26 protein-coding genes, 1 tRNA gene and 1 other RNA gene are annotated in these 26,644 nt (G+C 68.9%); 12 read left to right on the top strand and 16 right to left on the bottom strand.

Features of this window, described 5'->3' with window-relative positions:
- Positions 1–79: 79 nt before the first annotated feature.
- A complete protein-coding gene (locus AC1D1G_RS01485) occupies positions 80–1,069 on the bottom strand; it encodes a hypothetical protein (protein ID WP_477950704.1) in 990 nt (329 codons plus the stop codon).
- Between the two features lie 207 nt (positions 1,070–1,276).
- On the opposite strand from AC1D1G_RS01485, the gene AC1D1G_RS01480 reads away from it, so the two are divergent.
- The gene (locus AC1D1G_RS01480; RefSeq protein ID WP_280781956.1) at positions 1,277–1,846 is read left to right on the top strand and encodes a DUF4190 domain-containing protein; all 570 of its coding nucleotides are present in this window, start codon (positions 1,277–1,279) and stop codon (positions 1,844–1,846) included.
- Here AC1D1G_RS01480 and gluQRS read toward each other — a convergent pair.
- From gluQRS to AC1D1G_RS01465, 3 genes are all read right to left on the bottom strand, one after another.
- On the bottom strand, positions 1,815–2,771 hold the full coding sequence (gene gluQRS, locus AC1D1G_RS01475; protein WP_283354596.1) for a tRNA glutamyl-Q(34) synthetase GluQRS: 957 nt from the start codon (positions 2,769–2,771) through the stop codon (positions 1,815–1,817). The genes AC1D1G_RS01480 and gluQRS overlap by 32 nt on opposite strands.
- Positions 2,772–2,782: 11 nt before the next feature.
- Positions 2,783–3,394, bottom strand: a complete 612-nt coding sequence (locus AC1D1G_RS01470; RefSeq protein WP_011596657.1) for a TetR/AcrR family transcriptional regulator — start codon at positions 3,392–3,394, stop codon at positions 2,783–2,785.
- A 79-nt stretch (positions 3,395–3,473) separates the two neighbouring features.
- Positions 3,474–4,052 (bottom strand): dihydrofolate reductase family protein, encoded by a 579-nt coding sequence (locus tag AC1D1G_RS01465; protein ID WP_283354595.1) that lies wholly within the window; start codon positions 4,050–4,052, stop codon positions 3,474–3,476.
- An 84-nt stretch (positions 4,053–4,136) separates the two neighbouring features.
- Here AC1D1G_RS01465 and AC1D1G_RS01460 point away from each other — a divergent pair, with 84 nt between their 5' ends.
- Positions 4,137–4,718 carry a TetR/AcrR family transcriptional regulator gene (locus AC1D1G_RS01460; protein ID WP_283354594.1) on the top strand — a complete coding sequence of 194 codons (582 nt, stop codon included), beginning with the start codon at positions 4,137–4,139 and terminating at the stop codon, positions 4,716–4,718.
- Here the strand turns inward: AC1D1G_RS01460 and AC1D1G_RS01455 are convergent.
- Positions 4,702–5,370: a lysophospholipid acyltransferase family protein gene (locus AC1D1G_RS01455; RefSeq protein ID WP_283354593.1), complete on the bottom strand. Its 669-nt coding sequence runs from the start codon at positions 5,368–5,370 to the stop codon at positions 4,702–4,704. The two genes, AC1D1G_RS01460 and AC1D1G_RS01455, sit on opposite strands and share 17 nt — an antisense overlap.
- 54 nt (positions 5,371–5,424) lie before the next feature.
- Here AC1D1G_RS01455 and AC1D1G_RS01450 point away from each other — a divergent pair, with 54 nt between their 5' ends.
- Positions 5,425–6,006, top strand: coding sequence for a TetR/AcrR family transcriptional regulator (locus AC1D1G_RS01450; protein ID WP_283354592.1), 582 nt, complete (start codon positions 5,425–5,427; stop codon positions 6,004–6,006).
- On the opposite strand, the gene AC1D1G_RS01445 is transcribed toward AC1D1G_RS01450, so the two are convergent.
- Genes AC1D1G_RS01445 through AC1D1G_RS01435 form a run of 3 tightly spaced genes read right to left on the bottom strand, consistent with a single transcriptional unit; the run spans position 5,996 to position 8,939 of the window.
- Positions 5,996–7,534, bottom strand: a complete 1,539-nt coding sequence (locus AC1D1G_RS01445; RefSeq protein WP_317569514.1) for a metallophosphoesterase — start codon at positions 7,532–7,534, stop codon at positions 5,996–5,998. The genes AC1D1G_RS01450 and AC1D1G_RS01445 overlap by 11 nt on opposite strands.
- A 38-nt stretch (positions 7,535–7,572) precedes the next feature.
- The gene (locus AC1D1G_RS01440) at positions 7,573–8,133 is read right to left on the bottom strand and encodes a TIGR03086 family metal-binding protein (protein ID WP_280781798.1); all 561 of its coding nucleotides are present in this window, start codon (positions 8,131–8,133) and stop codon (positions 7,573–7,575) included.
- Positions 8,130–8,939: an AraC family transcriptional regulator gene (locus AC1D1G_RS01435; RefSeq protein WP_283332725.1), complete on the bottom strand. Its 810-nt coding sequence runs from the start codon at positions 8,937–8,939 to the stop codon at positions 8,130–8,132. Before AC1D1G_RS01435 ends, AC1D1G_RS01440 begins: the two co-directional genes overlap by 4 nt.
- A gap of 155 nt (positions 8,940–9,094) precedes the next feature.
- Between AC1D1G_RS01435 and AC1D1G_RS01430 the strand changes: the two genes are divergently transcribed.
- A complete protein-coding gene (locus AC1D1G_RS01430; protein ID WP_005248698.1) occupies positions 9,095–9,610 on the top strand; it encodes a COG4315 family predicted lipoprotein in 516 nt (171 codons plus the stop codon).
- Here AC1D1G_RS01430 and AC1D1G_RS01425 read toward each other — a convergent pair.
- The 4 genes from AC1D1G_RS01425 to AC1D1G_RS01410 all read right to left on the bottom strand — a co-directional run bounded on the left by AC1D1G_RS01425 (position 9,585) and on the right by AC1D1G_RS01410 (position 12,143).
- Positions 9,585–10,268, bottom strand: a complete 684-nt coding sequence (locus tag AC1D1G_RS01425; RefSeq protein WP_283332727.1) for a YoaK family protein — start codon at positions 10,266–10,268, stop codon at positions 9,585–9,587. The genes AC1D1G_RS01430 and AC1D1G_RS01425 overlap by 26 nt on opposite strands.
- An 84-nt stretch (positions 10,269–10,352) precedes the next feature.
- Positions 10,353–11,312 (bottom strand): alpha/beta hydrolase, encoded by a 960-nt coding sequence (locus tag AC1D1G_RS01420; protein ID WP_105413940.1) that lies wholly within the window; start codon positions 11,310–11,312, stop codon positions 10,353–10,355.
- 189 nt (positions 11,313–11,501) lie between these two features.
- Positions 11,502–11,589: transfer RNA gene (locus tag AC1D1G_RS01415), tRNA-Ser, on the bottom strand.
- A 59-nt stretch (positions 11,590–11,648) separates the two neighbouring features.
- Positions 11,649–12,143 carry a DUF3558 family protein gene (locus AC1D1G_RS01410; protein WP_477950697.1) on the bottom strand — a complete coding sequence of 165 codons (495 nt, stop codon included), beginning with the start codon at positions 12,141–12,143 and terminating at the stop codon, positions 11,649–11,651.
- Positions 12,144–12,268: 125 nt separating this feature from the next.
- Here AC1D1G_RS01410 and ffs point away from each other — a divergent pair.
- Positions 12,269–12,363, top strand: an RNA gene (ffs, locus tag AC1D1G_RS01405) — signal recognition particle sRNA small type.
- Between the two features lie 43 nt (positions 12,364–12,406).
- On the top strand, positions 12,407–13,705 hold the full coding sequence (locus tag AC1D1G_RS01400) for an aspartate aminotransferase type Ic (RefSeq protein ID WP_280781794.1): 1,299 nt from the start codon (positions 12,407–12,409) through the stop codon (positions 13,703–13,705).
- Positions 13,706–13,757: 52 nt separating this feature from the next.
- On the opposite strand, the gene AC1D1G_RS01395 is transcribed toward AC1D1G_RS01400, so the two are convergent.
- Together AC1D1G_RS01395 and fepB are read right to left on the bottom strand one after the other, a co-directional pair.
- Positions 13,758–14,594 (bottom strand): DUF1206 domain-containing protein, encoded by an 837-nt coding sequence (locus tag AC1D1G_RS01395; protein ID WP_280781793.1) that lies wholly within the window; start codon positions 14,592–14,594, stop codon positions 13,758–13,760.
- Positions 14,595–14,680: 86 nt separating this feature from the next.
- Positions 14,681–15,691: a Fe2+-enterobactin ABC transporter substrate-binding protein gene (gene fepB, locus AC1D1G_RS01390; RefSeq protein WP_283332730.1), complete on the bottom strand. Its 1,011-nt coding sequence runs from the start codon at positions 15,689–15,691 to the stop codon at positions 14,681–14,683.
- Between the two features lie 73 nt (positions 15,692–15,764).
- On the opposite strand from fepB, the gene fes reads away from it, so the two are divergent.
- Complete coding sequence (fes, locus tag AC1D1G_RS01385; RefSeq protein ID WP_477950694.1) at positions 15,765–16,979, top strand: enterochelin esterase; 1,215 nt, start codon at positions 15,765–15,767, stop codon at positions 16,977–16,979.
- Between the two features lie 86 nt (positions 16,980–17,065).
- A complete protein-coding gene (locus AC1D1G_RS01380; RefSeq protein ID WP_283332732.1) occupies positions 17,066–17,659 on the top strand; it encodes an HhH-GPD-type base excision DNA repair protein in 594 nt (197 codons plus the stop codon).
- A gap of 6 nt (positions 17,660–17,665) precedes the next feature.
- Here the strand turns inward: AC1D1G_RS01380 and AC1D1G_RS01375 are convergent, their stop codons facing one another.
- Positions 17,666–19,012 (bottom strand): ammonium transporter, encoded by a 1,347-nt coding sequence (locus AC1D1G_RS01375; protein ID WP_005566991.1) that lies wholly within the window; start codon positions 19,010–19,012, stop codon positions 17,666–17,668.
- Positions 19,013–19,222: 210 nt separating this feature from the next.
- Here AC1D1G_RS01375 and AC1D1G_RS01370 point away from each other — a divergent pair, with 210 nt between their 5' ends.
- From AC1D1G_RS01370 to AC1D1G_RS01355, 4 genes are all read left to right on the top strand, one after another.
- Complete coding sequence (locus AC1D1G_RS01370; protein WP_477950691.1) at positions 19,223–21,493, top strand: DNA polymerase III subunit gamma and tau; 2,271 nt, start codon at positions 19,223–19,225, stop codon at positions 21,491–21,493.
- Between the two features lie 81 nt (positions 21,494–21,574).
- Entirely contained in the window at positions 21,575–22,276 is a 702-nt protein-coding gene (locus AC1D1G_RS01365) for a hypothetical protein (protein WP_283354586.1), read from the top strand.
- A gap of 44 nt (positions 22,277–22,320) precedes the next feature.
- Positions 22,321–24,264 (top strand): sensor histidine kinase, encoded by a 1,944-nt coding sequence (locus tag AC1D1G_RS01360; RefSeq protein WP_283332735.1) that lies wholly within the window; start codon positions 22,321–22,323, stop codon positions 24,262–24,264.
- On the top strand, positions 24,261–24,932 hold the full coding sequence (locus AC1D1G_RS01355) for a response regulator (protein WP_418341083.1): 672 nt from the start codon (positions 24,261–24,263) through the stop codon (positions 24,930–24,932). The genes AC1D1G_RS01360 and AC1D1G_RS01355 overlap by 4 nt, the downstream gene beginning before the upstream one ends.
- A gap of 10 nt (positions 24,933–24,942) precedes the next feature.
- Here the strand turns inward: AC1D1G_RS01355 and AC1D1G_RS01350 are convergent, their stop codons facing one another.
- The gene (locus AC1D1G_RS01350) at positions 24,943–26,592 is read right to left on the bottom strand and encodes an amidase (RefSeq protein WP_477950688.1); all 1,650 of its coding nucleotides are present in this window, start codon (positions 26,590–26,592) and stop codon (positions 24,943–24,945) included.
- Positions 26,593–26,644: the final 52 nt, after the last annotated feature.

Below are 26,644 nucleotides of genomic sequence, written 5' to 3'. Positions count from 1 at the left end.
TGACGGGAGTGGCAAAACGGGTGAGCGTACTTTCCGTCCGCGAAGGACAGGAAGCACACTCACCCGTGGGAGCGAGCGGTCAGGCCGCGACGTAACGGCCGGTGAGCACGCGGTACGCGTAGGTCGACGCGATGATCGTGATCGGGATCGAGACGAGAAGTCCGACGCCGCAGAGGAGTGCACCGACGATGTTGATGCCGACGAGAGCGAGGGCCAGCAGCAGCACCGGGCCGACGTTCTGCGAGATCACGCGGAAACTCGACTTGATGCCGGTGATCGCGTCCTCGTTCTGATCGATGACGAACTGCAGCGTCCACCAGGTCAGGAAGATGACGATGAGACCCGGGATGATGAGCAGGACGAAACCGATGGTGGCGGCCACACCGATGATCACGCTGGCGATGATGATCGCCCCGACATTGGTGAACTGGAAGAACGAACCGAACGCCGGCTTGTTCCCGTCCACCTCGTGCAGTGCGCCCCGCACGAGAGCCGCATTGATCAGATAGCCGACGATGGTCGTGACGATCGTGCCGATGATGCGCCACACCGAGAACGCCGCGCTCATGTCGGACGACGTGCTGAAGCCGCCGAAGACGAGGTTCAGCACCACCTGGATGATGGCGGCGATCAGCAGGATGCCGATCCAGATGAGCGCGTTGTCCTTGAATTTGTTCCAGCCGTAGCCGATCGCGTCGCCCACGGAGAACTGCCCCGGCGTCTGCCCGGGCGTGCCGTAATCCGACATCGGCGGAGGCGGCGGATATCCACCGGGCGGCGGTCCCTGGGGCGGCGGGTAATTGCCCTGCGGCGGCGGGTAATTACCGGGAGGCGGCGGATAGTTTCCGCCGGGAGGTGGTGGATAGTTTCCGCCGGGCGGGGGCGGGTAGTTTCCGCCGGGCGGCGGTGGCGGATATCCGCCGGGCGGCGGTCCCTGCGGCGGCGGAGGGTAATTCCCCGGGGGCGGCGGATAACCACCGGGCGGCGGTGGAGGATTGCCCCGCGGGGGGTATCCGCCCTGGTCACCACCTTCAGGTTTGTCGTTAGGGTCGTATCCACCAGTCGTCATGTGATCCCCTCAGCAAGAGTTGAATGCTCGCGCGTGACAGTGCGAATAAACACTACGTGGACAATCCTTTACTCGCCTCCCTTTGGTCTGCTTCTTCTCCTGCGGTTTTGATGCTTTACGCTGGTTATCGTGACTAATTCTGGGGGATCGGACGATTCGAATCCGTACAACGGGCAAACACCACCCACTTATGGCGAGGTTCCCGGCTTGCCGCGCGACGGATACGGGGTCGACGAATCCGGTTATCCCACCTATTCGGCGCCCACCGAGAAGTACCCCGACTATCAGCAGCCGGGCGCGTACGGGACTTCTCCGAATCCGTATGCCGCGCCGAATCAGAATCAGTACGGCGGCGACCAGTACGGGGCGCCGAACCAGCAGTACGGGACGCCCAACCCGTATGCCGCCCCGAATCAGTACAGCGCCCCCAACCAGTACGGCGGCGCGCCCAACCAGTACGGGGCTTCGGGCCAATACGGCGGTCCCGCCCCGCAGTACGGCGCACCGAACCCGTACGGCGCGCCCTACCCGCGGCCGCTGGGGACGAACGGTCTCGCGATCGCGTCGCTGATCACGTCGATCGTCGGCGGATGCTTCTACGGCCTCGGCTCCATCGTCGGCATCATCCTCGGCATCATTGCGCTGGGCCAGATCAAGCAATCCGGGCAGGAGGGCCGCGGACTTGCGATCGCCGGAATCGCCATCGGCGGCGCCTACGTCGTCGGCTGGATCCTGTTCTTCCTGATCATGGTGATTGCTGCGGCGTCGGGAGCCTGACCACCCACGGTTCGCGGTGCAGGCGGGCCGGGTCGAACCGGTCGAGGAGTATCCCGAGATCCACGACCTCGCCCGGTTCCGCGAGCGCGAGTGACGTCGCCAGCACTCCGAGGACGTCGCTCGGGGTGCGTCCCAACGCTTTCTGGTCGGCGAGCGTGACGGCGCCGTCGCGTTTCGCGAGCCGTTTGCCGTCCTCGTTGAGTGCGAGGGCCACGTGCGCGTAGGTGGGGGCGGTCAACCCGAGCAGCCCGGCTAGGTAGGCCTGGCGGGGCGCGGACGAGAGCAGGTCGTCGCCGCGCACCACCTGATCGATTCCCTGGGCGGCGTCGTCGACGACCACGGCGAGGTTGTAGGCGGGTGTCCCGTCGCCGCGCCGCAGCACGAGATCGTCCACCATGCCGGAATAGCTGCCGTGCAGGACGTCGTCGATGGTGAACGACGTGACGCCGGCGCGCAGCCGCAGCGCGGGGGGTCGGCCGCCGGCGAGCCGGTCTGCGCGTTCGTCCGGTGTCAGGTTGCGGCAGGTCCCCGGGTACGCGCCCTGCGGTGCGTGCGGCGCCGACGCGGCTTTGAGGATTTCTCTTCTCGTGCAGAAGCACTCGTACGTGAGGCCGGCGGCGTGGAGTTCGGCGATGGCAGCGTCGTACCGCGACAGTCGGTGCGACTGCGACACGACGTCGCCGTCCCAGTCGAGGCCGAGTTCCGCGAGGTCGGCCAGTTGCCGGTCGCGGGCGCCCTCGCGGACGCGGTCGAGGTCTTCGACGCGCAGGAGGAACTTCCGGCCGGTGGACCGGGCGAACAGCCACGCCAGCACGGCGGTCCGCAGGTTGCCGAGGTGCAGGTCGCCGGACGGGCTGGGCGCGAACCGCCCCGCGCCCCCCGCCCGATGTGACAGCGGTTCACTCTGACGAGACGGATGTGACATCGGCCGAGGGGTCAGCTGGCCAGTTCGATCGACGACGACGGCACGACGTCGGCGCCCTGCAGAATCATGCCGATCTGAATGTCGAGGGCGTGCTCGAGGTACTCCGGCGGGTACAGCGCCGGACTGCCGATCGCATCGAGGGCAAGGCCGTCGACGGTGGCGAGGAGAAGCGCCGCACGGGTTTCCGCCTCCGGGGTGCCGATCCCGATGAGCACGGCGGACAGTCCGGTGCGGATGGTGAACAGGGTCTTGCGCCGGATCTCGGCGAGCGACGGGGAGGTCGCGGCCCGGACGGCGAATGCCGCCATGACGTGCGCCTCCCGCGACCGCGCCTCGTCGAGCGGCAGCAACTGGGACATCGCGGCGAACAGGGCCCGGGCGGGATCCCCGCCGCGCTCGACCTCCGACAGTCGGGCGAGGAGTTTGTCGACGAGGGTCCGCAGGGCGAACGCGAACATCTCGTCCTTCGTGGAGAAGTGGTGCTGCACGGCTCCGATGGACACACCCGCCCTCTTGGCGACCTCGCGCACGCTGGCGCCCTCGAGCCCCGACTCGGCCGCGACGTCGAACAGGGCTGCGGCCAGGCGTTCGGGGCTGGTGGACGAGTATCGGCGTTCGCGCATGCCTCGAACATTACTGACGTATTGAATCAATACATGCGTCAGGTGCCCGTGTTGCCGCGAGTGGCGGGTGTGACTTCGGTTATCGGCGGACGTACGTCAGGAAAATCATCCCGCTCTCGAAGGCGCGGCTCGCGGCCAGCCGGAACCGCTGAGGGCCGAATTCGCCGTCGAACAACGGAATGCCGGTGCCGATCGCCACGGGGTTGAGCTTGATCCGGAGCTCGTCGATCTCGGGTTGCACCGCGGCGGCGAGCTTGCCGCCGCCGCACAGCCAGATGTCCTTGCCGTCCTCCCGCTTGAGTTCGCGGACCTTCTCGATCGGATCGCCCGAGACGATCTCGACGTCCGGGTCGGGCGACTCGGTGATCGTGGTCGAGAAGACGTACTGCCGCAGATGCGCGTACGGGCTGGTCATGCCGAGGTCGAGGCCGGGCTGGTAACTGGCGCGGCCCATGAGCAGTGTGTCGAAATGTTTGTTGGGGGCGTCGATTCCCAGCGGTGCCCGCATGTGGGTGGGGACCGTCTCGGGGTACTCGGCGATCATCACGGGCATGTGATCGCCGTCGATCTCGAAGATGGTGCCGGTGGGGTCCGAGCCGTCGGCGCCGGCGATGAAGCCGTCGATGGTGGCGGCGGCGTAGTAGACGAGCTTTCGCATGTGAGTCCTCCCGTGGTCGGTAACAACTCCATTTGTAGTACTATGACTGAAGTGGTTGCAAGTCCTTTTCGTCGAGGAGTGTCGATGGCGCAGAATCCGGAACGACGTGCGGCTCTCGTGAACGCCGCGATCGAAGTGCTTGCGCGCGAGGGTGCGCGCGGCCTCACCTTCCGCGCCGTCGACGTCGAGGCGAACGTCCCCAAGGGGACGGCATCCAACTACTTCGCCAGCCGCGACGACCTGTTCGACCAGGTCGGCAAGCGGATTCACGAGCGGATGGGTCCCGACCCCTCGGTCGTCGAAGAAAGCGGGCGCAAGCCGCAGAATCTCGAGCTCGCGATCGAGTACATGCAGGGGCTGTTCGGCAGGATCACCCGCGACCGCACGGGCTATCTCGCGTTGCAGGAATTGCGACTCGAAGCGGTCCGGCGTCCCGAGTTGCGGACCACGCTGACGCGCACGATCTCCGAGAATCTGGAACGCGACATCGGTTTTCACCTCGACTCGGGACTGCCCGGTGATCGCAGCACCGTGCTGATGCTCTACCTCGCGATGAATGCGCTCATCGTCGAGCACCTGACGCTGCCCGGCGTGCTCGAGGGGGTCGACACGGAGCGGCTCGTCGCCGATCTCGTGACGCGTGCCGTCGCTACGCCGGACGCCTGAGCGCGTAGTCGTCCACGTACTCCTGCCCCGACAGTGTCATGAGGGCGTGCATCAGCTCGTCCGTCGCGGCCCGGACGACGTGCCGGTTGTCGCGTAGCTCGGCGAATCGGGTGAAGTCGAGCGGTTCGCCGACGGTCACCGTCACCTTGCCGAACCGCCACATCCGCGATCCGGCGGGGTTGACCTGCCGGGTGCCGTGCATGGCGACGGGCACGACCGGGGCGCCCGTCGCGAGCGCGACCCGGGCGATTCCGGTCTTGCCCTTGTGGAGTCGGCCGTCGGGAGACCGGGTGCCCTCGGGGTAGATTCCCCAGACCTTGCCGTCGTCCAGGATCTTCCGCGCGGTGTTCAGTGCGGATTCCGCCGCGGAGGCCCCGGATCGGTCGATCGGCACCTGGCCGGCCGCGGTGAAGAACCAGCGTTTCGCCCTGCCTTTCGTGCCGCTTTCGGTGAAGTACTCGCTCTTTGCCACGAACGTGATGCGCCTGCGCACCATCAGGACGAGGAAGAACGAGTCGACGACGGTGAGGTGATTGCTCGCCAGGATCACCGGACCCGACGCCGGGATGTGGTGTGCACCGTCGATCGCGGGCCGCCCGAACATGCGCAGCACCGGTCCGATCAGCACGTACTTGAAGATCCAGTACCACACGGTGAACTCCTCACTCGGGCGCCATTGCGCGAGTAGACATTGTCTACTCGCGCAATGATAGACACTGTCTACATGAGTGGAGAAGTGCAACCCCTGCGCGTGCGGCTGATCGACAGTGGCCGCGAATTGCTGGACCAGGGCGGCATCGACGCCGTCGGGCTGCGCGCCGTCGCCCGGCACGCGGGTGTCTCGCACGGCGCGCCGCGACGGTACTTTCCCACCCACAAAGCATTGCTCGCCGCGATCGCCGCCTCGGGATTCGCCGAACTGGCCGACGAGCTCCGGTCGGCGATCGCGTCCGAGTCGGACCCCCTCGCACGCGTGCGGCGGACGGCACGGCAGTACCTCTCTTTCGCCGACGCCCACCGCACCCTGTTCGAGTTGATGTTCCGGCACGACCTGCTCGAAGGGTCGGGCGAGGACCTGCGGCAACACTCGAAACCTCTGTTCGAGACGGTCGTCGCACTCGTCGCGGACACCGGCTCCGACGAGCCGCGCGTGGTCGCGTTGAACCTGTGGACCCAGCTGCACGGGGTGGCGACCCTCCGCGCCACCCGCAGCATCGAACTGATCGCCGGCGACTTCCACGTGGACAGCTTCGTCGCGCAGCTGATCGGCCTACATCTCAGGGCGTAGGCATGACGGCGCGCGGCAGGTCGGCCCGCAACTCCACATCGGTGACGAAGTCTCCGTCATCCGGCTGGTAGCGCCGCTGCGGATCGAAGTCCTCCACCCGGAAGCTGTCCAGCGTGGGGGAGTGCGTCGTGACGGCGAGGGTTCCGCCGTCGAGATCGAACTGCAGGAGTCGCTGGAACCCGGTCTCGCGGCGGCTGTCGACGGTGAAGTACTGGTAGTCGGCGAGCAACTCCACGACCTTCCGGTCCGTGTCGCCCACCTTCCGGTCGGTGACCGTCGTCTGCCCGTCGACATGTCCTGCGAGGACCAGGAACACCGTGTCGAAGGGAACGACGAGCCGGTTCCAGATCTGCTGTCCCGCACTGCTACCGATGTCGCCGAACCCGCTCATGCGCAGCGAGCCGTCCTCGTCCAGGTAGTAGTGGCTGCCGATCATCACGTTGCGGTCCGGGTGGTCGGCGAGCACGTCCTCGGCCCACTGCAGTACGTGCTCGGGCGGGTTGTAGCCGATGTATAGCATCAGGAATTTCGCGCCGGCGATGTCGAGCAGGTCGTAGTGCGCCGAATTGTCCGTGTCCGTGACGGATTCGCCCCAGTACGGCCGGTCGCGGTACCGCCACGGCCCGAAGAACTCGTTGTAGAGGGCGTGGTTCTTCTCGTGCTCGCCGGGAATGAGTCGTCCGCCGACGTTCCACAGGTTGTCGTGGTTGCCGGGCAGGACGCCGTAGGGAATGCCTGCCTCTTCGAGCGTCGCCATCGCCTTGTCCGCGACTTCGAACTCGGGCCGGGCGCGGGACTCGGGTGCGCCCGGGCGAATCCAGCTCTGGACGAGGTCGCCGGTGTGCATGGAATAGGCGATCTTGCGTTCGGCGGCGTTCTCGGCGGTCCAGCGGGTCATGTCGAAGTACACCTCCGGCCGGTCCCGCGAGACGTACTGGGTGTCGGAGATGTGCTGCAGCGCGAAGTCGTACGCGTTCGGGTCGGCGAACTGCTGATCGGCCGTCGCGTTGGCCTCGCGGAAACTCCGGTCGCGTCGCGGACCGTCGATGACGAGGATCTGCGCGGAGTCCTCGCCCTCGATCCGGGTGGTCAGGGTGACCGGACCGCCCGGTTCGGACGCCTGCGCCGTCGCGACCGGCTCACCCCAGCTCTGCGCCTCCTCGTCCCACACGTGCATCGCGAGGTCGTCGAGATTCACCGAACGTCCGTGCCAGGTCACGTCCGTGCCGGCGGGCTCCGGACCGAACCGGACCTCGTACCGCATGTACGGGTACTCGTCGAAGCGGTGGCTGGTGGCCGACATACCGTTCGACTCGTCACCCGGAACCCGCTGTGAGGGAGCGGCGTCGCCGGTGGTCCCGGCGAACATGACCGCGGACGCGAGCGGCGCCGAGGTGACGAGGCCACGCGCCGGCAGACCGGACGCGCCCCGGGGTTCGGGATCGGCCACCGCGACCACGTCACCGCCCAGCAGCGCCGCGGCCAGTGACACCGCCGTCAGCGCGGCAATCCTGCCCGGCACGCTCATGACCCGAGGTTACAAGCGCGACCGGGCAGGCGCTCGGGTCAGGCCTTGCGGCCTAGGAAGGCCAGGACCCGGGTCTGCTCGTCGGCGTCCGCGGAAACATCCACGGCTGGACCGCACACCCCGGCCGTGCGGATGCTCTCGCCCATCTGCTCCGCGACGCCACCCACCCAGGTCAGGTCGTCGGCCGGGATGGTCTCGTCGAGGCCGGTGGCCCGGGCGAGGTCCCAGCCGTGGATGACCAGGTCGAAGCAGTAGAAGCTGTCGATGGTCTTTCCGAGGTCGGTGCGGCCGAAGTGCCCGTCGTACTCGCGGCTCACCAGAGCCGGGTCGTTCAGGATCTCCTGCATGCCGTCGCGCGTGGCCGCCCATGCGGCAACCGGGTCGTCGTCGACGGACGGCGGTTCCGGCAGTTCCAGATCGACGACGGTGACGATGTAGCGCTGCGTGTCGATCACGTGCCGCACGACGTCGCGGGCCGTCCAGCCGTCACACGGGGACGCGTCGTCCCAGCGTTCGGCGGGCACGGATTCGACGCGCTTCGTGAACTTCGCGGCGAGGTCTCGGTAGTGGGCTGCGGGGGTTTCGGTTGTCGAGGTCATGCTGCCGATTCTTCTCCCGCCCGGGGCCCGAGGGCTTGAACATTTCCGACATCGACGACGGATTCCGTCCCGTGCCAGTCGGGGGCCTCACTGGCGAGGAGGTCGGACGGGGTGAGCGAGGAGATCCGCCGGCATTCCCGCGACAGGTGCGCCTGGTCGCTGTAGCCGGCGGTGGCGGCGAGGTCGGCGAGCCCGGCCCGCGTCCCCGACTGCGCCAGCGCCATGAACCGCTGCAGCCGCAGGATGCCGCGGAGGGTCGCGGGCCCGTATCCGAACGCGTCGTTGCATCGCCGCTGCAGTTGCCGCTCCGTGACGGAGGCGGCGTCGGCGAGCGCGCCCACGTTCCACGAGTGCCGGGCCAGGGCCTGCCGGACGGTGCCGATCAGCGGGTCCGCGTCCGGTCCGCGATTTCGCCACGCGCGCACGGCGTTCTCGAACAGGGCGATTCGTTCCGCGTAACCGGGCGCATTGTCGAGCCGGTCGGTCAGCGTCCGTTCCCACGTGGATCCGAGCACGTCCCCGAGACCGACCCGGATGTTGCGGACCTCGGCCGCCGACGTCCGCAGCAGATGCGAGGCGGCGCCGGGACGGAAACGGACGCCGACGGATTCGGTGCCCGGCGGCAGCGTGAACGACCACGCCGTGGTTTCGGGACCGCACACGCGGATTCCCACACCCCGGATCCACAGGATGTCCATGCACGCATCCGGCACCAGCAGATGCTCGCCCTGCGTGCGCGCGGACCACCCGCACACCAGGGTGCCGGTGAGATCGGGCGACGGTGCGGTCGGCGTGTACCAGCCCATGCACAGGAGCCTAATCACGGATACCGACACGTGCGGGCCCGTCACATCGCCCGAAGTGCCCGCACCGGCACGCAACTCGAGGTGAACTGTATGCACGGGTCCGCAGAGGTTCCCCGGAGGCCCGCCACTTCGCCGTCACAGAGAACGAGGACTCCATGAGACGAACATGGGCGCTGGCAGCGATCGCCGCCGTCAGCCTGACCTTCTCGAGTTGCGCCTACGACAGCACCGATTCCGGCGACACGGGCGGCAACGCCCCGGTGTCGCCGACGCCGACGTCCCCGCCAGCCGCGCCCGGCACACCCGTACTGAAGATGGGACCGACGACGCTCGGCGAGGTGATGGTCGACGACGGTGGCATGACGGTCTACGTGTACGACAACGACGAGGTCGGCTCCGGCGCCAGTTCGTGCCGGGACACGTGCCTGCAGTCGTGGCCGCCGGTCACCTCCGTCACCGAGAACCCGACGGTCCAGGGGTTGCAGGAAGTCGTCATCGACACCATCCCGGCGCCGGACGGCACCCATCAGCTCACCGTCAACGGACGCCCCGTGTACCGCTACAAGGACGACAACGAACCCGGCGACGCATTCGGGCAGGCGGTCGGCAGCGTGTGGTGGACCCTCGACTCCGCAGGCAACCCGGTCACGACAACTGCGGGCGGCGAGTAGCGCGGTCGATCCTCAGGTGGACGGTGACGGTCAGCGCTGCCGACAGGACGGCAGCGAACCAGAGGGCGTCGAGCCCGATCCAGTGGTGCGCGAGGGCGCCCGTCACCGCTCCCACCACCAGACCGGCCCACAGCGCGAAGTGCCGTAGCCACGCCCACCGCGGCCCGCCGAACAGTGCCCCGGCCAGCCGATGTCCCATCTTCACGAGCGCGCCCGTCATGTAGGTGAGACCGATGGTCACCTCGCCGTCGCGCTGGAAGAAGGAGTTCTCGGCGCCCATCGCGAGCAGCATCGCGCCGACGGCCACCGTGCTCGCCCCGACAGTCGCGGCCACCGCGCCGACGATCAGCAGTCCCGACACGACAGCGAGCACCGTCGTCCGGACGGGCAGGCGCCGACGATCGGACAGGTGCACGACCACGGCGCCGAGGGCGCAGCCGAGAACGAACATGCCGATCACCGCGGCAGCCGTCGCCGCGTGCGCCCACGCGGCGTCTGCGAACCCGACACTGAACCGGGTGAGGTTGCCGCTCATGAACGCGACGAAGAACCCGCCGAGCGTGATGAATCCCAGCGCGTCGACGTAACCGGCCAGCGTGGACAACACCACCGCCAGCGCGAGTATCCGCCTGCTGTCGTCGATCGGCACACCCCACATCAAACACCGCAGCCGACGACAGTGGCCCCCGATCCGGAGATCGGGGGCCACTGAGGCGTAGGTCAGGCGATCACGACGCCTGGCTCAGGAGGTCCCGAGGGCGGGTGCCAGCGTGTTGGCCCAGGACTCGTGCAAGCGGTCCTGCCAGTAGTTCCACGTGTGGAGGCCGTCGTCGGTGATGTGGGTCTGCAGCTTGGCGCCTGCGCGCTGCGCCGCGGGCACGAACACCTTGCTGCTCAGACCGGAGGCGGTCTCGAGGGGGACCGTCTGCGAGAACTTCACCGGGTCGAACGAGGCGCTGTCCGGGTCGACCGTCGGATCGCCCGCCGCCGAGCCTGCGCCGGACGAGATGTAGACGGACTTGCCGCGCAGCGCGCCGACGTTGAGCAGCGGGTCGTTGCGAAGCCACGCACCCGACGGCCAGAAGCCCCACATGTTCAGCGCGTTGCCGCCCATCTGAGCGACGGAAACCTGGATGCCCTGCGCGAAGCCGGGCGAGCTGGCCGTCGGGTAACCGCTGTACGACGCGACCGCCTTGTAGAAGTCGGGACGGTGAGTGGCGAGGTTCAACGCGGAGGTGCCGCTCATCGACAGACCCGCGACCGCGTTGTTCACCCCGTCGCTGCCGAACTGGGAAGCCATCACCGGGGGCAGCTCATTGGTCAGGAACGTCTCCCACTTGACGCGGCCGAGCTTCGGGTCGTCGCGCTGCCAGTCGGAGTAGAAGGTGCCGCCGCCGCCGAACGGGATGACCACGTTGACGTGCTTGCCGGCGAAGAAACTCTCCACGTCGGTCTCGATCAGCCAGCCGTTGTTGTCGTCCGGTGCCCGCAGACCGTCGAGCAGGTACAGGGTCGGCGCGGGACCACCGCCCGCGGCCTTGAGCACCTTGACGGGAATGTCCTTGTCCATCGACGGTGAATACACCGAGATCAGGGCCGAGTCGGCGTGGGCGACGCCGGTTCCGGCCAATACGGACACGAGGCCCGATGCCAACACTGCGACCAGGCCCACGATCAGTGCGCGGGTGCGACGAATCGCCATACGAATGTCCTTTTATCTCGAATCGACACACAGCACAGCGAACGCTGCACCGCAGACGATAACAGGAAGATAACGGGTTGTGCCCGCTGTGGCCAGGACTTTCGGCTCCGACAGGCGATCGGTCGTCGCTCGAAGACAGAAAAAAGAAACCCCTGCGAACCGCTTCTCAGCAGTTCACAGGGGTTCCTGTGGCGGAGGATAGGGGATTTGAACCCCTGAGGGCGTTAACCCAACCCGCGTTCCAGGCGAGCGCCATAGGCCACTAGGCGAATCCTCCGTGGAGGAGCATACCCAACGACGGCGGCTCACCGTTAAACGACCAGGTAGCCGCCCGTTCTAGGCCCACTTCAGCTGGCTGAGGGCATGCTCGGCGAGAGGGACGGACCGGTCGCAGGACGTGTCCGCGTTCGCGGTGGCGTCGAGACCGAATTTCGTCTCGATCGACAGGGTGCCCGCATCGGTGGTGACCTCGAGGATGCACTGGTACTTGCTCTCGGCGAGCGCGCGCCCCTCGAGCCCGCCGACGTCGATCGTGCGCAGCGGGTCGACCGGTTCCGGCGCGCTCGTAGTGGTGATCGTCACGGTGTTCAGCGCCTCGGGCTTGCCCCACGTGCAGGCGCGACGTTCGGGACTGTCGGTGGCGGTGCCCTCGCCGGCGCCTGCCGTGAGGAGCGGTGCGAGCGTCGCATCGTCCGCGAGCGTGCACGGCTCGGCCGCGTCCCAGCTCACCGCGTCCGACGTGGCTGCGTCGTCGCTGCCTCCGCCGCACGCCGACAGTGCTGCCACGACGGCGGCGAGTGTCACCGTGTGTGCTGTCCTTCTGAGTTTCATCCCGATCCTTTGCCGAAGGTGGCCGAATGCGGGGGCGACGGTAGCACTGGCCGTGGTCAGAGGTGCGGCGTCGGGCCCGGGCCGGGGTGGATCCCGACCACGTCTCGGGGCCGTCTACACTCTGTGGTGGATCCCGCGCGGCGCGCATCCTGTGAACTCCCCCAGGGCCGGAAGGCAGCAAGGGTCAACGGGCTCTGCCGGGTGCGCGGGGTCCCCTATCTTTCGCATACCCGACCCACGACGTCGGTGAGAGGCCGCTCCTGATGACCAACCAGACCCAGATCGGGTTGATGAGCCATGAGGAACTACTTTCGGAGCACGAGCGCCAGACTGCGAGTTACGCGCAGCTGAAGACGGAGAAGCTCACGCTCGACCTCACTCGCGGCAAGCCCTCGCCCGAACAGCTGGATCTGTCGGCGGCGCTGCTGACACTGCCCGGTGACGGCGACTTCCGCGACGGCAACGGCACCGACACCCGCAACTACGGCGGGCTGACCGGGCTGCCGGAGCTGCGCGCCATCTTCGGTGAACTGCTCGGCATCCCCGTCGAGAACCTGCTCGCCGGCAACAACGCCAGCCTCGAGATCATGCACGACAACGTCGTGTTCGCCCTGCTGCACGGCACCCCCGACTCCCCGCGCCCGTGGTCGCAGGAGGAGAAGGTCAAGTTCCTGTGCCCGGCACCCGGTTACGACCGGCACTTCGGGATCACCGAGACGTACGGCATCGAGATGATCCCGGTGCCGATGCGCCCGGACGGCCCCGACGTGGGCGTCATCTCCGAGCTGGTGGCGAACGATCCGCAGATCAAGGGTCTGTGGGCCGTCCCCAACTACTCCAACCCGACGGGCGCGGTGTACTCGGAAGAGGTGACGCGGACGCTGGCGTCGATGCCGGCCGCAGCCCCCGACTTCCGGCTGTTCTGGGACAACGCCTACGCCGTCCACCCGCTCGTCGGCGAGACGGCGCCGTCGCTGGACATCCTCGGGATGGCCGCGGAGGCGGGCAACCCGAACCGGCCGCTCGTGTTCGCGTCGACGTCGAAGATCACGTTCGCCGGTGCCGGCGTCAGCTTCTTCGGTTCCTCGACCGCGAACCTGGCCTGGTACCAGAAGTACCTCGGCAAGAAGAGCATCGGTCCCGACAAGCTGAACCAGCTGCGGCACCTGCGGTTCTTCGGTGACGCCGAGGGCGTGCGCGCCCACATGGAGAAGCACCGCGAGATCCTGGCGCCGAAGTTCGCGCTCGTCCTGAAGATCCTCGAGGATCGTCTCGGGGCGTCGAAGGTGGCGTCGTGGACGGAGCCGAAGGGCGGATATTTCATCAGCCTGGACGTCGTCGAGGGCACCGCGAAGCGCGTCATCGCTCTGGCGAAGGACGCGGGGATCGCGCTCACCGCCGCCGGATCGGCCTTCCCGTACGGCATCGACCCCGAGGACAAGAACATCCGGCTCGCGCCGAGCTTCCCCTCGATGGAGGATCTGGACAAGTCGATGAACGGTGTCGCGACGTGCGTGCTGCTCGCGGCCACCGAGTCACGCCTGGACCTGCCGAAGTCCTAGTAGAAGACGTCCGGCCGCTCACCCCTTGGCGGGTGAGCGGCCGGACGTGTCTCTACATCCTGGCGTAGCGCGCCATCACGAAGCTGTACAGCCCGTACGCGGCGATGCCCAGTCCCGCGAGGACCAGGAGGAACTGCCCGAACGGCGCCGAGCCCAGTGTCTTGACCGCGCCGTCGAGGCCGGTGGCCTTGGACGGGTCGGCGTTGACGACCGCCACGATCACCAGCACGCCCGCGCCCGCGATGACGAGCCCCTTGGCGACGTAGCCGACCACTCCGAGGGGCTCGACGAGCTTCGACGGGGTGCCCTTCAGGTCGTCCAGGAAGTTCTTCGACGCCCCCTTGTAGATGTGGTAGCCGCCGATCGCGATGGCGACGAGACCCACCACCACGAGAAGGATCTTGCCTCCCCCGGATTCCATGAGGCGTGCACTCATTCCGGCGTTCTGCTGACCGCTCGATTTACCACCGCCGCTCGCGAACTGGTACGCCGAGAAGGCGAACGCGAAGTAGACGACGGCCAGGCCGAACGCCTTCGCGCGGTCCAGCAGGGACGTGTCGTCGCCGTCGCCCCCGGAATTCTCGGTGACGTGGGGGCCGAGAACGGTCTCGGCGAGCCGCCACAGCGCCATCGCGATGAACGCGACCATCGCCACCCACAGCACGAACCGGCCACCGGGTTTGGCGGCCAGGGCGCCGAGGGCCCCGGACTGATCGGCGTTGCCGCCGGTGCCGAACGCCAGCTGAACGATGATGTACGCGATCAGCAGGTGGACGAAACCGCTCATCACGTGGCCGGCGCGCGCGACCCGCTCGAAAGTGTTGCTGTCGGTTGCCCTGTCGACGGCGCGGCTCATCCCGTTGGCTCGATTCGTTTCGTTCTGGGCCATCGGGTGTCCTTCGGGTTGTGTGAACGGACCGGAGTCCCTGTGACGTAGAGGTACCCGATATGGGCCGCGCCGACACGGGGTGAGCGCTATCGCACTGCGTTCGTGACCCGGTCGATCAGGTTGGACGCGCTGTAGTAGTCGAGGCGGAAGCTGTCCTTCCCGAGCCCGATCACCTGCTCCTTCTCCACGGACGGCGTCTCCCGCAGCGTCGGATCGGTAAGGAACCTGTCGGCGTCCGCTGCTTCACCGATCACGATGAACGTGGTGTTGCCGGGCACGGCTCGCGGCAGGTTCTCCTGCCCGGCCGGCACGACGTCCTTGCGGCCGGCCATGATGCCCTTGTCGGCGGCGGTGAGGTCGGACGGCAGCTCGGCGAGCGAGAATCCGAGGCGTTCCAGCAGGATGCCCTGCGCCGATTCGGCAGTGAAGATCCGCGACTCCTCCGGCGAGTTGTATGCGAGCACATTCACCGGGTTCGCCGCAGCGACCGTGTCGCCCAGCGCCGCTTTGGCGTCGTCGAGTTGCTGGTCGAATTTCGCGACGAGGGCGTCGGCCTGTGCCTCGGCCCCGATGGCCGCGGCGATCTGTCCGCTGAGGTCCTGCCACGACTTGTCGTCGTATCGCAGCACCACGACGGGCGCGATCTGCTTCAACGTGTCCACCTGATCGAGCGCCGAGTCGCCGCCGGTGGCGGACATGAAGATGAGGTCCGGATCGGCGGCGGTGATCTTCTCGACGTTGGGTTCGCCCTGGTACAGCGTGTCGACGCCGCGCTCGGCGGCGATGTCCGCCCACTGCGTGAACAGACCGTTCTCGTCGGTCACGTCGCTGGCTCGCTGCGCGCCGGTACCGATCAGTGGGGCGTCGAGGGCGAGCAGTGAGCCCGTGAGGGTGACGCTGGTGGACACGATCCGCTCGGGCTTCTGTTCGATCGTGATGCTGCCGGTCTCGTCGGTGACGGTGCGCGGCCAGTTCTGGTCGGACGCGGCGGTGGTGCCGGTGGTCGCGGCGTCGGAATCGGGATCGGATGAGCACGCGGCAGCGCCGATCCCGACGGCGAGGACAGCGACGGCTGCCAGTGAGCGACGAAGTTTCACGGTAAGACTCTCTTTCGCACGGGTAAGGAAGCTGATTTAGGCTAGCGTTACCTACATTCGAATGGGGAAGTGGATGCTGCAACGAGTGCCGGGACCCGAGCGTCGCGTCGTGCGCGCACGGTCGATCGACGACCTGACGCGTGACGGCGTCCCCGCGTTCTGGGACCGTCTCACCGCCGCGGGCAGTCCCCTCATCGAGCCGGACGGGGCAGGCCCCGGCTGCGTGATCGCGACGTTCTGCTGGCGCGATCCGGACGGTGACGAGCGCACGTCACGCACGCGGCACGTCTACCTCGACGCCAACGGAATCACCGATCGCTCCCGCCTGGGACAGGCCGCGCTGTCCCGGCTACCCGGCACCGACCTGTGGTCCCTCTCGATCGAGGTCCCCGAGAAGTGGCGGGGTGCTTACCGTTTCATTCCCCGGGCGGAACCATTGACAGTTCCCGGCGGCACCCCGGGCTGGCAGTGGTGGCGGAGGGTGCTCGCCGACGCGCAACCCGACCCGTTCAACCCACTGCCGACGCGGGTGGTGCAGACCGGTGACAGCTCCGAGGCGGTGATGCCGGCGGCGCCCGCACAGCACTGGTGGACCGACCGGCCCGGCCGCGGCGCGCTTCACGAGACGGCGTTCACGCTGTCGGGCACGCGTCGGTCGGTGTGGGTCTACGAACCGCCCGGACTCACTGTTCGGAATCGTCCGGTTGTGGTGTTGCTGGACGGCCGGACGTGGGCGGTCGACCTGCCGATCGCGGGCGCCGTCGACGCACTCGGACGTGCCGGGCACCGGGTTCCGCTCGTCGTGATGGTCGACAGCGTCGGACCCGAACTGCGATCCGAGGAGCTGGGCTGCAGTGCCGCGTTCGCGTCCGGTCTCGTCGGCGAACTGCTTCCGTGGCTGCGGCGGGAATGGGGTGCCACCGACGATCCCGCGTCGACGATCGTGGCCGGCTGCAGCCTGGGCGGACTGACGGCGTGCCACCTCGCGCTGACGGCCCCGCACGTGTTCGGCTGCGCCGTCAGCCTGTCCGGATCGTTCTGGTGGCCCGGCTCGGGGCCGGGAGTCCCGTTCCAGGACCGCGTCCGCGCCGCTGCCCCGTCGAACAGCCGGTTCAGCGTGGAGGTCGGGACCCTCGAATGGATGCTCGTCGAACCCAACCGCGAGGTACGCGAACTGTTGGCCTTCACCGTGCGGTACCGCGAGTTCTGCGGGGGCCACGACGTCCTGCACTGGCGCGACGGTCTGATCGCCGGCGTGGCCTCGATGGTGGAGCGTACCGACCGGTAATGCAGTGATGTGGATAACTCTGTGAATAAACCGCGCGTCGAGGTGAAGGGCGCACCCGCCCGATGGTGGGATGGCAGGATCAGAGCATGGCACGCACGCTGAATCTGGTAGGGGATCCGGACGCCGACGCGCTTCTGGCGAGTGATCCGCTGGCGTTGCTCATCGGGATGTTGCTCGATCAGCAGGTTCCGATGGAGACGGCGTTCGCGGGTCCGAAGAAGCTGGACGACCGGATCGGCGGCCTCGAGGTGCATCGCATCGCGGAGATGGATCCGGAAGAGTTCGCGGCCGTCTGCTCACAGACACCGGCGGTCCACCGGTTTCCCGGATCGATGGCCACCCGCATCCAGTCGCTGTGCGCGTTCCTCGTCGAGAACTACGACGGCAGCGTCGAGGCGTTGTGGACCAGCGGCGACCCCGACGGCAAAGAGGTCCTGAAACGGCTGAAGGCGCTGCCGGGTTACGGCGATCAGAAGGCGCGCATCTTCCTGGCACTGCTCGGCAAGCAGATCGGTGTGGAGCCGAAGGGCTGGCGGGAGGCCGCAGGCGACTACGGCACCGAGGGATCCCGGCGGTCGATCGCGGACGTCGTGGACGACAAGAGCCTCCACGAGGTCCGCGAGTTCAAGAAAGCCGCGAAGGCCGAGGCGAAGAAGGCTGCGGCAGCGAAGAAGAAGTAGCCGCCGCTACTCGGGATCCGACGGCTTCTGCTTCCGCTCGGCGTCCAGGTGCCGCCGGCGTTCGGCCTCGTGCATCCACGGGAAGACACTGTTGCCCTGACCGCCGCCGCCCGGACCGTGCCCGAGCACACCGTGTTCGTACGCCGATTCGGCGTGCAACGCAAGGTCGATGCCGGACGACTCGTCCTCCGCGCTCACCCGGAACCCGAAGATCCGGTCGATCAGTTTGCCCAGCGCGTACGTCACTCCGAACGCGTACAGGGCGACGACCACCACGGCCAGCAACTGCTTGCCGAGTTGCGCGAAACCGCCCCCGTAGAAGAGGCCTTCCGGTCCGTCGGTCATGACCTCGGTGGCCAGCAGTCCGATCAGGAGGGTGCCGACGATGCCGCCCATCAGGTGGACTCCCACGACGTCGAGCGAGTCGTCGTACCCGAGGCGGAACTTCCAGCCGACGGCGAACGAGCAGACCACACCGGCGACGGCGCCGACGACGAGCGCCCCGACCATGCTGACGGTGCCGCAGGACGGGGTGATCGCGACCAGACCCGCGACGACGCCGGACGCCGCACCGAACGTGGTGGGGTGACCGTCCCGCTTCTGCTCGACGAGGAGCCAGCCGAGCAGGCCCGTGCACCCGGCGACGAGGGTATTCAGGAAGATCGCGGCGGCGGTGCCGTCGGCGGCGAGCGCGGAGCCGGCGTTGAAACCGAACCAGCCGAACCACAGCAGGCCGACGCCCAGCAACACCAGCGGAAGGTTGTGGGGGCGCATCGACTCGGACCGGAAACCGAGACGCGGGCCCAGCACCAGCGCCAACGCCAGGCCCGACGCTCCGGACACGATCTCGACGACCAGTCCGCCCGCATAGTCGAGGGCGCCGAACTGCGCGATCCAGCCCTGCGGGTTCCACACCCAGTGCGCGACGGGTGCGTAGACGACGAGGGCCCAGACGGGCACGAAGATCATCCAGGCCGAGAACTTGGCCCGATCGGCGATCGCACCGCTGATCAGCGCGGCGGTGATGATCGCGAACGTCAGCTGGAACGTGGCGAACAGGATCTCGGGCACCTGCCCGTGGACGGTGGTCGGGTCGATGCCCACCATCCCCAGGTGCTCCAGCCCGCCGATCAGTCCGCCGCCGATGTCGTCGCCGAAGATGAGGGAGTATCCGGCCACCAGCCACGCGACCGTGACCAGCGCGATCGACACGAAGCTCATCATGATCATGTTCAGTACGCCGGTGGAACGGACCATGCCGCCGTAGAACAGGGCGAGCCCCGGCGTCATCAGAAGGACCAGCGCGGTACTGATCAGAAGCCAGGCGGTTGCTCCGGCGTCGATTGCAGGCACGACATTCTCCTCACACCCCGGGACGAAACCCGGCGCGGAAAGTCACGATGACCGTGAGCGGTTTCGACTGTGCTGCCGCTGCGTTGCGAACGTGTTACGCAATGCGGTCAGGTTCGGACTCCCGCCTGTGAGTAGCGCCCCGAGCGGTTGCTGAGCGGGTGCTTCGACCACCCGGCCCGGACTGTCGGGGACCGCCGGTAGTCTTTCCGCGTGGCCCTGTACCGGAAGTACCGACCCGCATCCTTCGCCGAGGTGGTGGGGCAGGAGCACGTCACCGAACCACTGAGCACCGCTCTCGACGCCGGACGGATCAACCACGCGTATCTGTTCTCCGGTCCCCGCGGCTGTGGCAAGACGTCGTCTGCCCGCATCCTGGCCCGATCGCTGAACTGCGTCGAGGGTCCCACCTCGACGCCGTGCGGCCAGTGCCCCTCGTGCGTGGCCCTCGGCCCCGGCGGATCGGGCAACCTCGACGTCACCGAACTCGACGCGGCCAGCCACGGTGGTGTCGACGACACCCGTGAGCTGCGCGACCGCGCGTTCTACGCGCCCGCCGAATCCCGGTACCGGGTGTTCATCGTGGACGAGGCCCACATGGTCACCACGGCCGGTTTCAACGCGCTCCTCAAGATCGTCGAGGAGCCGCCGGAGCACCTCATCTTCATCTTCGCCACCACCGAACCCGAAAAGGTGCTGCCGACCATCCGCTCGCGCACCCATCACTACCCGTTCCGGTTGCTCGCACCGGCGACGATGCGCGGGTTGCTGGAGAAGATCTGCCACCAGGAGAGTGTGCCGGTCGCGGACCCGGTGTATCCGCTGGTCATCCGCGCGGGTGGCGGTTCGCCGCGTGACTCGCTGAGCATCCTCGATCAGCTGCTCGCCGGCGCGGGCGACGAGGGTGTCACCTATCCGCGCGCTCTCGCGCTGCTCGGCGTCACCGACGTCGCGCTCATCGACGACGCCGTGGACGCGCTCGCCACCGGCGACGGTGCAGCGCTGTTCGGGACGGTCGACCGCGTGATGGACGCCGGGCACGATCCGCGCCGGTTCGCCGTCGACCTGCTCGAGCGTCTGCGCGACCTCATCCTGATGCAGGCGGTGCCCGACGCCGCCGAACGTGGCCTGGTCGACGCGCCCGGCGACGTGCTCGAGCACATGCGCGCCCAGGTCCAGCGGATCGGTCCCGCCACGCTCACCCGCTACGCCGAGGTGATGCACGCGGGCCTCGGTGAGATGCGCGGCGCCACCGCCCCCCGCCTGCTGCTCGAGGTGATGTGCGCCCGGATGCTGCTGCCCTCGGCGTCCGATGCGGAGTCCGCCGTGCTGCAGCGACTCGAACGGGTCGAACGCGGACTTCCGCCCGCCGGGTCGGCGCCGGCCGTCGACGCGGCCGAGCGGCCCGCGGCGGCTCCTGCGCGTGCGCCGCAACAACCCGCCGAGCCGGAACCGGAACCGAAGTTCCAGCGACCGTCGATGCGCCAGGCCGCGGCGGCCACCGTGCCCCCGCCGCCCGAGCCGGAACCCGAACCGATGCCGCGGCCGGTTCCGGAGCCCGCGCCGACGCCCGTTCCGGAGCCGCAGCCCGAACCGACCCCTGTCCCCGAACCGGAGCCGCAGCCCGAGCCGGCCCCTGTTCCCGCACCCGAGCCCGAGCCGACTCCCGCACCGGCGCCCGCTCCGGTCCCGGAACCCGAGCCGACCCCTGCGCCGGAACCGAATCCTGCGCCGGAACCGAATCCTGCGCCGGAGCCGACTCCCGAACCCGAGCCGGAGCCGCCGATCGCCCCCGAGGTGGAGGCGGCGCCCGCCGCATCCGCCGGCCCGGATGCTGCCGCGCTGCGGGAAGCCTGGAATTCGCTGCGCGAAAAGGTGAGTCAGCGGAACAAGATCCTGCCTGCCATGTTGTCGGCCGCGACGGTGCACGACGTTCAGGGCAACCGCCTGATCCTGGCGCACCCCGTCCCCAACCTGGGCGCTCGCATCGCGTCACCGCACAACGCCCAGGTGATCACCGAGGTGCTCGCCGAGATGTTCGGCGGCACCTGGGAAGTGGAGTACCAGGCCGGCGCTCCGACGGCGCCGCCGCCACCGGTCGCGAAGGCCGCCGCAGCGCCGACGAAACCGGCAGGCGCACCGCGGTTCTCCCGGCCCAGCCAGGAGCGGACCGCACAGCGTCCGCCGCAGCAGCAGTCCGACACGCAGCGCTCCGACTCGGGCCCGGGTGCGGGACAGGCACGTCCGTCGTCCGAACCGGACGACGACATCCCGCCGCCGGAGGCACCCGATTACCCGGACGATCCCGGGCCGATCGACTACGAGGCTTCGGCGACGACGCCGCCCGTCTCCACACCCGAGGACGAGGAAGAGATGTTCGCGGAGGCGGCGGAACCCGCCGACCCCACGACGCGCCGCGACCCGGAAGACGTGGCGTTCGAACTGCTCAAGGACATGCTCGGGGCAAAGAAGCTCGAGGGCTGACCCGAAGGGCCGTCGGCGGTCCCGCCACATCGGGACATCCGCCCCTGGTGCCCGGGACGCCGGGTGGCCGATTCTCGTCCCATGAGCACAGTGAACGTTCCAGACGGCGTGCAGAACGAGGTCCCGGCGACGGCACGACCGCGAAGTGGCAGCCGGTGGTGGGCCTACGTCGGGGTCCTCGCCGGCGTGGCCGGAATCGTCGGCATCCAGGCGAGCATGTCGATCGACGCCGTCTACGCGGAGGCGTCGGCCGGCGACGCGGTCGCCATCATGAACGGCCTCGCCGGACAGCGCACCGGGATCCTCGTCATGCACGTGTCGATCATGACCACGGCGCTGCTGATCCTCGTCTTCGCCGCCGGGCTGTCCCAGCGGCTGCGGGCAGCGTTGCCGGCCGAGAGCATCCTGCCGTCGGTCGCGGCGTTCGGTCTGGTCCTGACGTCGGCGGCGTGCCTGTTGGGAACCGGCCTGACCACCGAGTTGGTGTTCGGTCTCGGTGACACGGACCAGTTGGTGCCGGCGTTCGCGGTGGTCGGCGGTCACTGGATGGGCACCATCCCGTGGCTGTGGGCGGGGGCGGGCGTCAGCGCGCTGGCGGTGGCCGTCGCACTGCTGCGCGGACAGGCGGGCCCGCGGTGGATCGGCTGGGTCAGCCTGGTCCTGGGCCTGGTGACGGCCGTCATCGGCGTCTCGCCGCTGCAGTACCTCGCCGGGTTCACCGGACCGCTGTGGGTGCTGGTGAGCGCGATCGGATTCGCTTTCGCCGACACCGTGCGCGAGTAGGGGCGATACTCGTTCGCATCATGGTGAAGCAGAAGGACACTCGAATGACCGAGGGGTCGGCGGGTACGGGCGGTGCGCCCGTACCTGCTGCTGTCATGGCGGTGTCCGCGTGGATTCTGGTCGTCCTCTCGGTGGTGGCGTTCGTCCGGGCCGATCCGGGCATCGATTCGAACCAACTGTTCTTCCTGGTGGACGTCGTCGGGGCGGCGGTCTACGGGACCGTGGCGGGCGTCGTCCTCGCGCGGCGGGTGCACCCGGTGCCGATCATCATGGGGCTCACCGCGATCGGCGTGGGTGTCGCCGCGCTGAGCTACAGCTATTCGCAACTCGCGCTCGTGCGTCCCGGGTTGCCGTGGGTCGACGTGCTGTCGCCGCTGCAGAACACCGCGTGGATTCCGGGGACGCTCAGCCTGTTCCTGATCGTGCCGTGGCTGATCCGCGACCACCCGCTGGGCGTCGGCGCGAAACTCGGCGTCCTCGCGGGTATCGCCGCGACGGCCTGGTACTTCTGGTCCCGCACGTTCACGGACATCCCCGCGGTCTGGGTGATCGCGCCCGTTCTCGTCGTCGGCTCTGCGGCGGCCGCGGACTGCGGGTGGCGGTGGCGTCACGGCCCACCCGACGAGCGTGTCGGGCTCGGATGGATGTGCCTCGGCACGGCGCTGATGACCGCCGCGTACGTTCCGTTGGCGCTGCCCGCGTCACTGCCGGGTCTGTGGGTGCTCAACCCGTTGGCGCACTTGGCCGTTCAGGCGTTCTATCCGGTCGCGATCCTGGTGTGCATCCTGCGCCAGCGCATGTGGGGGCTGAACCTCGCCGTCAGCCGCGCGACGGTGGCCGGCACCCTCACCGTGCTGCTGCTGGTGCTCTACGTGGTGGTGGCCACGGCCGTGACGGCGCTGCTGCCCGAAGGCGATTCGGTGGGGGCGCAGGTGGTCGCGGCGGGTGTCGTCGCCGTCGCGGTGCAGCCGGTCCGGTTGTGGCTGCAGCGGCGGGTGCACCGCCTCGTCTACGGCGAGGGCGCGGATCCGGCGCGGGCCGTCCGGACCCTGGGCCGGCAGTTCGGCAGTGCCGAGACCCCGGAACAACTCCTGGAGGGTCTCGCTGCCGGGGTGGGCGTCGCGTTGCGGCTCGAATCCGTGTCCGTGCGTCGCGCCAACGGGGTTGCCGCGGTGTGGGGTTCGGCGACGGGGCACGCCGAGTCGGTGGAGTTGGCCCACCGCGGTGCGGTGCTGGGGACGATGGTCGTGACGGCGCCACCGGGGGAGTCGCTGGGGGCGCGCACCCGCCGGTCGCTCACCGAACTGTCGGCGGTGGTGACGGCCGGTCTCGTCGTGCTGCAGTCGGCGGAGAATCTGCAGGAGGCGCGGCGGCGGCTCGCGTCCGTGCGACTGGAGGAGCGGCAGATGATTCGCCGCGAACTGCACGACGGGCTGGGTCCGTCGCTGGCGGGTATCCGACTCGGCCTGCAGGGCGCCCGGAACCTGCTCGGCTCGGATCCCGCCGCCGCCGCGGAACTCATCGACGCGCTGCAGGAGCAACTCGACCATCAGGTGGAGGGCGTCCGGCAGCTGTCCCGCAGCATGTTCCCGCCGGTGCTCGACGAGCTCGGATTGGTCCCGGCGCTGCACGAACTGGCGGCCAACCAGTCGCGCAGCGGATTCCAGCTGCGAGTGCAGGCCGAACCGCCGCCGAGGCTGGGCGCGGAGATCAGCGCCGCGGCGTACGGGATCGTCGTCGAGGCCGTCACCAACGCGCGCAGGCACAGCGGCGCCGACGGCTGCCGGGTCGACGCCACGTTCGCTCGGGAGATGCTCACCGTCGTCATCCACGACGACGGGTGCGGGTTCGATCCGGCCGGGGGCGGCGGCGTCGGAACCCGGTCGATGCGCGAGCGGGCCCACGAACTTGGTGGCACGCTCCACATCGAATCCGCCCGTCCGACAGGCACGGTGGTCACGGCCCGGTTACCGTTGACCGCATCATGAGCGCCGCCGCGAATTCCACCACCTCGTCCATCCGGGTCGCCGTCGTCGACGACCACCCCGTGTTCCGGCTGGGCATGGTCGCGTTGCTGTCGACCCTGGACGGCATGGAGGTGGCCGCGCAGGCCAGCTCCGTCGCGGAGGCGCTCGACGTCGTCGACGGCGACATCGACGTGGTGCTGATGGACCTCGAACTCGGGGACGGTTCGGGGGTGGATGCCACCCGGCGGCTCGTCGAGCGGCACCCCGCACTGCGGGTGCTCGTGGTGACCATGCACGAGGATGACGAATCGCTGGTCGCGTCGGTGCGTGCCGGGGCTCGCGGCTACCTGGTGAAGGGGGCCGACCCGGGGGAGGTCGAACGGGCGGTCCGGGCGGTCGCCAACGGTGAGGTGATCCTCGGCGCCGCGGTCGCGGCCCGCGCGATGAGCTTCATGGCCGCCTCACGCAGGGTGGGCCCCACGGTGTTTCCCGAGCTGACCGACCGGGAGCGTGAAGTCCTCGACCTCGTTGCCCGCGGCTACGACAACGCGAGCATCTCGCGGCGGCTCGTGCTGAGCCCGAAGACCGTGCGCAACCACGTGTCGAACGTGCTGGCCAAACTCGGTGTGCCCGACCGTCCCGCCGCGATCGTCCGGGCACGGGACGCGGGTCTCGGCCTCGACGCCTGACCTCGCGAGGTCACACTGCCGCGGTCGACGTCGTCGGCACGAACCGGATGCCCGGGCCCGTGTCGTCCGTGTTGGTCGCCGTCGGTCCGGCGCCGGGGGCCGCCACCCGCACCTCGGGGATCCGCCGCGGCGCCGGGCCGAGCGGCGGCGTGTCCCGCCACACCGGCTGCGCCTCCTGCAGTTCCAGGACGATGCAGATCAGCGACGCCTCGGACCACGGAAGACCGCCCAGTTGCACGCCGAACGGAATGCCGGTGGCCGCGGACCGGCCCACCGGGGTGCAGACGACCGGTGCCCCCGTGTAGTTGGCCCAGAAGTAGTTCTCCCGCGCACCGGCGAACACGCTCGAATCGGCGAGTGCGTCGCGCCGCACGCCGTCGGTGAGTGCGCCGGGACGCAGAATCGCATCCAGCCGGTGCTCGGCGAACATCCGGTTGTAGTCGTGCTGGAAGCGCAGCCGTGCGCGTTCGAGTGCGAAGTAGTCGGCTACGGGCAGGGCGAGGCTCGCCATCGCCACGGTCGCGGCGAGCGCCGACTCCGGGCCGTATGCCGGGAGCCGGTCCGCGAACTGCTGGTGATACGAGCCGAACTCGGCATAGTCGCCGCTCAGCAACCCCTTCGGGACGTCGGGCTCGGTCACGTCGACGATCTCGCCGCCCAGTGCGCGGACGAGGTCGAGGAAGCCGGCGAACAGGGTCCCGATCGGGCCGGGCAGGTCGTCGGCGACACTGCGAGGCAACCCGAAACGCGTGCCGGACAGTGGGCGTGACCCGCCCGCGGCGGTCAGCGGGTAACCCTCCGCGGGAACGTCCGGACCCACCGACGTGCTGGGATCGTCGACGTCGACGCCCGCCATGTGGCTCAGGAGCAGCGACGCGTCGGCGACACTGCGTCCCATCGGACCGGTGTGATCGCGCGTCCAGGTCAGCGGAATCACCCCGCTGGTGCTGCACCGGCCGAACGTCGGTTTGATCGACGTGATTCCGCACGCGCTCGCGGGAATGCGCAGCGACCCGCCGGTGTCGGTACCCGCCGCACAGGGCGCGAATCGTGCGGCGAGGGCGGCCGCGCTGCCACCGGACGAGCCGCCCGGCGAGTACTCGACGTTCCACGGGTTCCCCACCTGCGGTGTCGCCGTTCCGATGGCGAACTCGTGAGTGTGCGCGTGGCCCATCAGCACCATGCCCGCGTCGCGCAGCTGCCGCCACACCCCGGAATCGCCGGCGGCGATGTTGCCCTCGAGGACGCCGCTCGACGCCGTGACGGGCAGCCCGGCCACCGCGTACAGGTCCTTCAACGCGATCGGCAATCCGCACACCAGCGGCGCGGACCCTTCCGCGAGTCGCCGGGCGGCGGACTCCGCGGCCTCGTACGCCTGCTCGGGGTAGATACGGATCCACGCCCCGATGCCGCCGTCGTGCGCGGCGCTGCGCGACAGGCATGCGTCCAGAAGTTCGCGCGGATGCAGCGCCCGGGACTGCAACAGCGACGCGGCCTCGACCGCGCTGAGGAGAGCCGGATCGGACGCCGTGATCGCGGCAGGCGACGGCAGCCGACGAGCCGGATTCGCGGACGCCGCGGCACGCCCCAGCCCGACGACGGTCACCGCACCCGCGGTCGCGGCGCCGAACAGTTGCCGGCGGGACAGTCGGGTGGTCACAGCGTGTTCTCCTCCGCTCGGGTCGGGTCGAGCGCCGCGTCATTACAGCACG

It is taken from the genome of Rhodococcus sp. P3_B8, assembly GCF_056402775.1.
This window is presented reverse-complemented; position numbering and strand designations above follow the sequence as displayed.

What these genes read in the sequence shown, in the direction of transcription:
- AC1D1G_RS01380 (WP_283332732.1), top strand. Translation starts at nt 17,066, where the DNA reads ATGGCACGCACGCTGAATCTGGTAGGGGATCCGGACGCCGACGCGCTT.
- AC1D1G_RS01460 (WP_283354594.1), top strand. Translation starts at nt 4,137, where the DNA reads ATGGCGCAGAATCCGGAACGACGTGCGGCTCTCGTGAACGCCGCGATC.
- AC1D1G_RS01395 (WP_280781793.1), bottom strand. Translation starts at nt 14,594, where the DNA reads ATGGCCCAGAACGAAACGAATCGAGCCAACGGGATGAGCCGCGCCGTC.
- AC1D1G_RS01450 (WP_283354592.1), top strand. Translation starts at nt 5,425, where the DNA reads ATGATAGACACTGTCTACATGAGTGGAGAAGTGCAACCCCTGCGCGTG.
- AC1D1G_RS01355 (WP_418341083.1), top strand. Translation starts at nt 24,261, where the DNA reads ATGAGCGCCGCCGCGAATTCCACCACCTCGTCCATCCGGGTCGCCGTC.
- AC1D1G_RS01435 (WP_283332725.1), bottom strand. Translation starts at nt 8,939, where the DNA reads ATGGGCTGGTACACGCCGACCGCACCGTCGCCCGATCTCACCGGCACC.
- AC1D1G_RS01360 (WP_283332735.1), top strand. Translation starts at nt 22,321, where the DNA reads ATGACCGAGGGGTCGGCGGGTACGGGCGGTGCGCCCGTACCTGCTGCT.
- AC1D1G_RS01425 (WP_283332727.1), bottom strand. Translation starts at nt 10,268, where the DNA reads ATGTGGGGTGTGCCGATCGACGACAGCAGGCGGATACTCGCGCTGGCG.
- AC1D1G_RS01430 (WP_005248698.1), top strand. Translation starts at nt 9,095, where the DNA reads ATGAGACGAACATGGGCGCTGGCAGCGATCGCCGCCGTCAGCCTGACC.
- AC1D1G_RS01400 (WP_280781794.1), top strand. Translation starts at nt 12,407, where the DNA reads ATGACCAACCAGACCCAGATCGGGTTGATGAGCCATGAGGAACTACTT.
- AC1D1G_RS01420 (WP_105413940.1), bottom strand. Translation starts at nt 11,312, where the DNA reads ATGGCGATTCGTCGCACCCGCGCACTGATCGTGGGCCTGGTCGCAGTG.
- AC1D1G_RS01470 (WP_011596657.1), bottom strand. Translation starts at nt 3,394, where the DNA reads ATGCGCGAACGCCGATACTCGTCCACCAGCCCCGAACGCCTGGCCGCA.
- fes (WP_477950694.1), top strand. Translation starts at nt 15,765, where the DNA reads ATGCTGCAACGAGTGCCGGGACCCGAGCGTCGCGTCGTGCGCGCACGG.
- AC1D1G_RS01465 (WP_283354595.1), bottom strand. Translation starts at nt 4,052, where the DNA reads ATGCGAAAGCTCGTCTACTACGCCGCCGCCACCATCGACGGCTTCATC.
- AC1D1G_RS01440 (WP_280781798.1), bottom strand. Translation starts at nt 8,133, where the DNA reads ATGACCTCGACAACCGAAACCCCCGCAGCCCACTACCGAGACCTCGCC.
- AC1D1G_RS01365 (WP_283354586.1), top strand. Translation starts at nt 21,575, where the DNA reads ATGAGCACAGTGAACGTTCCAGACGGCGTGCAGAACGAGGTCCCGGCG.
- AC1D1G_RS01485 (WP_477950704.1), bottom strand. Translation starts at nt 1,069, where the DNA reads ATGACGACTGGTGGATACGACCCTAACGACAAACCTGAAGGTGGTGAC.
- gluQRS (WP_283354596.1), bottom strand. Translation starts at nt 2,771, where the DNA reads ATGTCACATCCGTCTCGTCAGAGTGAACCGCTGTCACATCGGGCGGGG.
- AC1D1G_RS01410 (WP_477950697.1), bottom strand. Translation starts at nt 12,143, where the DNA reads ATGAAACTCAGAAGGACAGCACACACGGTGACACTCGCCGCCGTCGTG.
- AC1D1G_RS01445 (WP_317569514.1), bottom strand. Translation starts at nt 7,534, where the DNA reads ATGAGCGTGCCGGGCAGGATTGCCGCGCTGACGGCGGTGTCACTGGCC.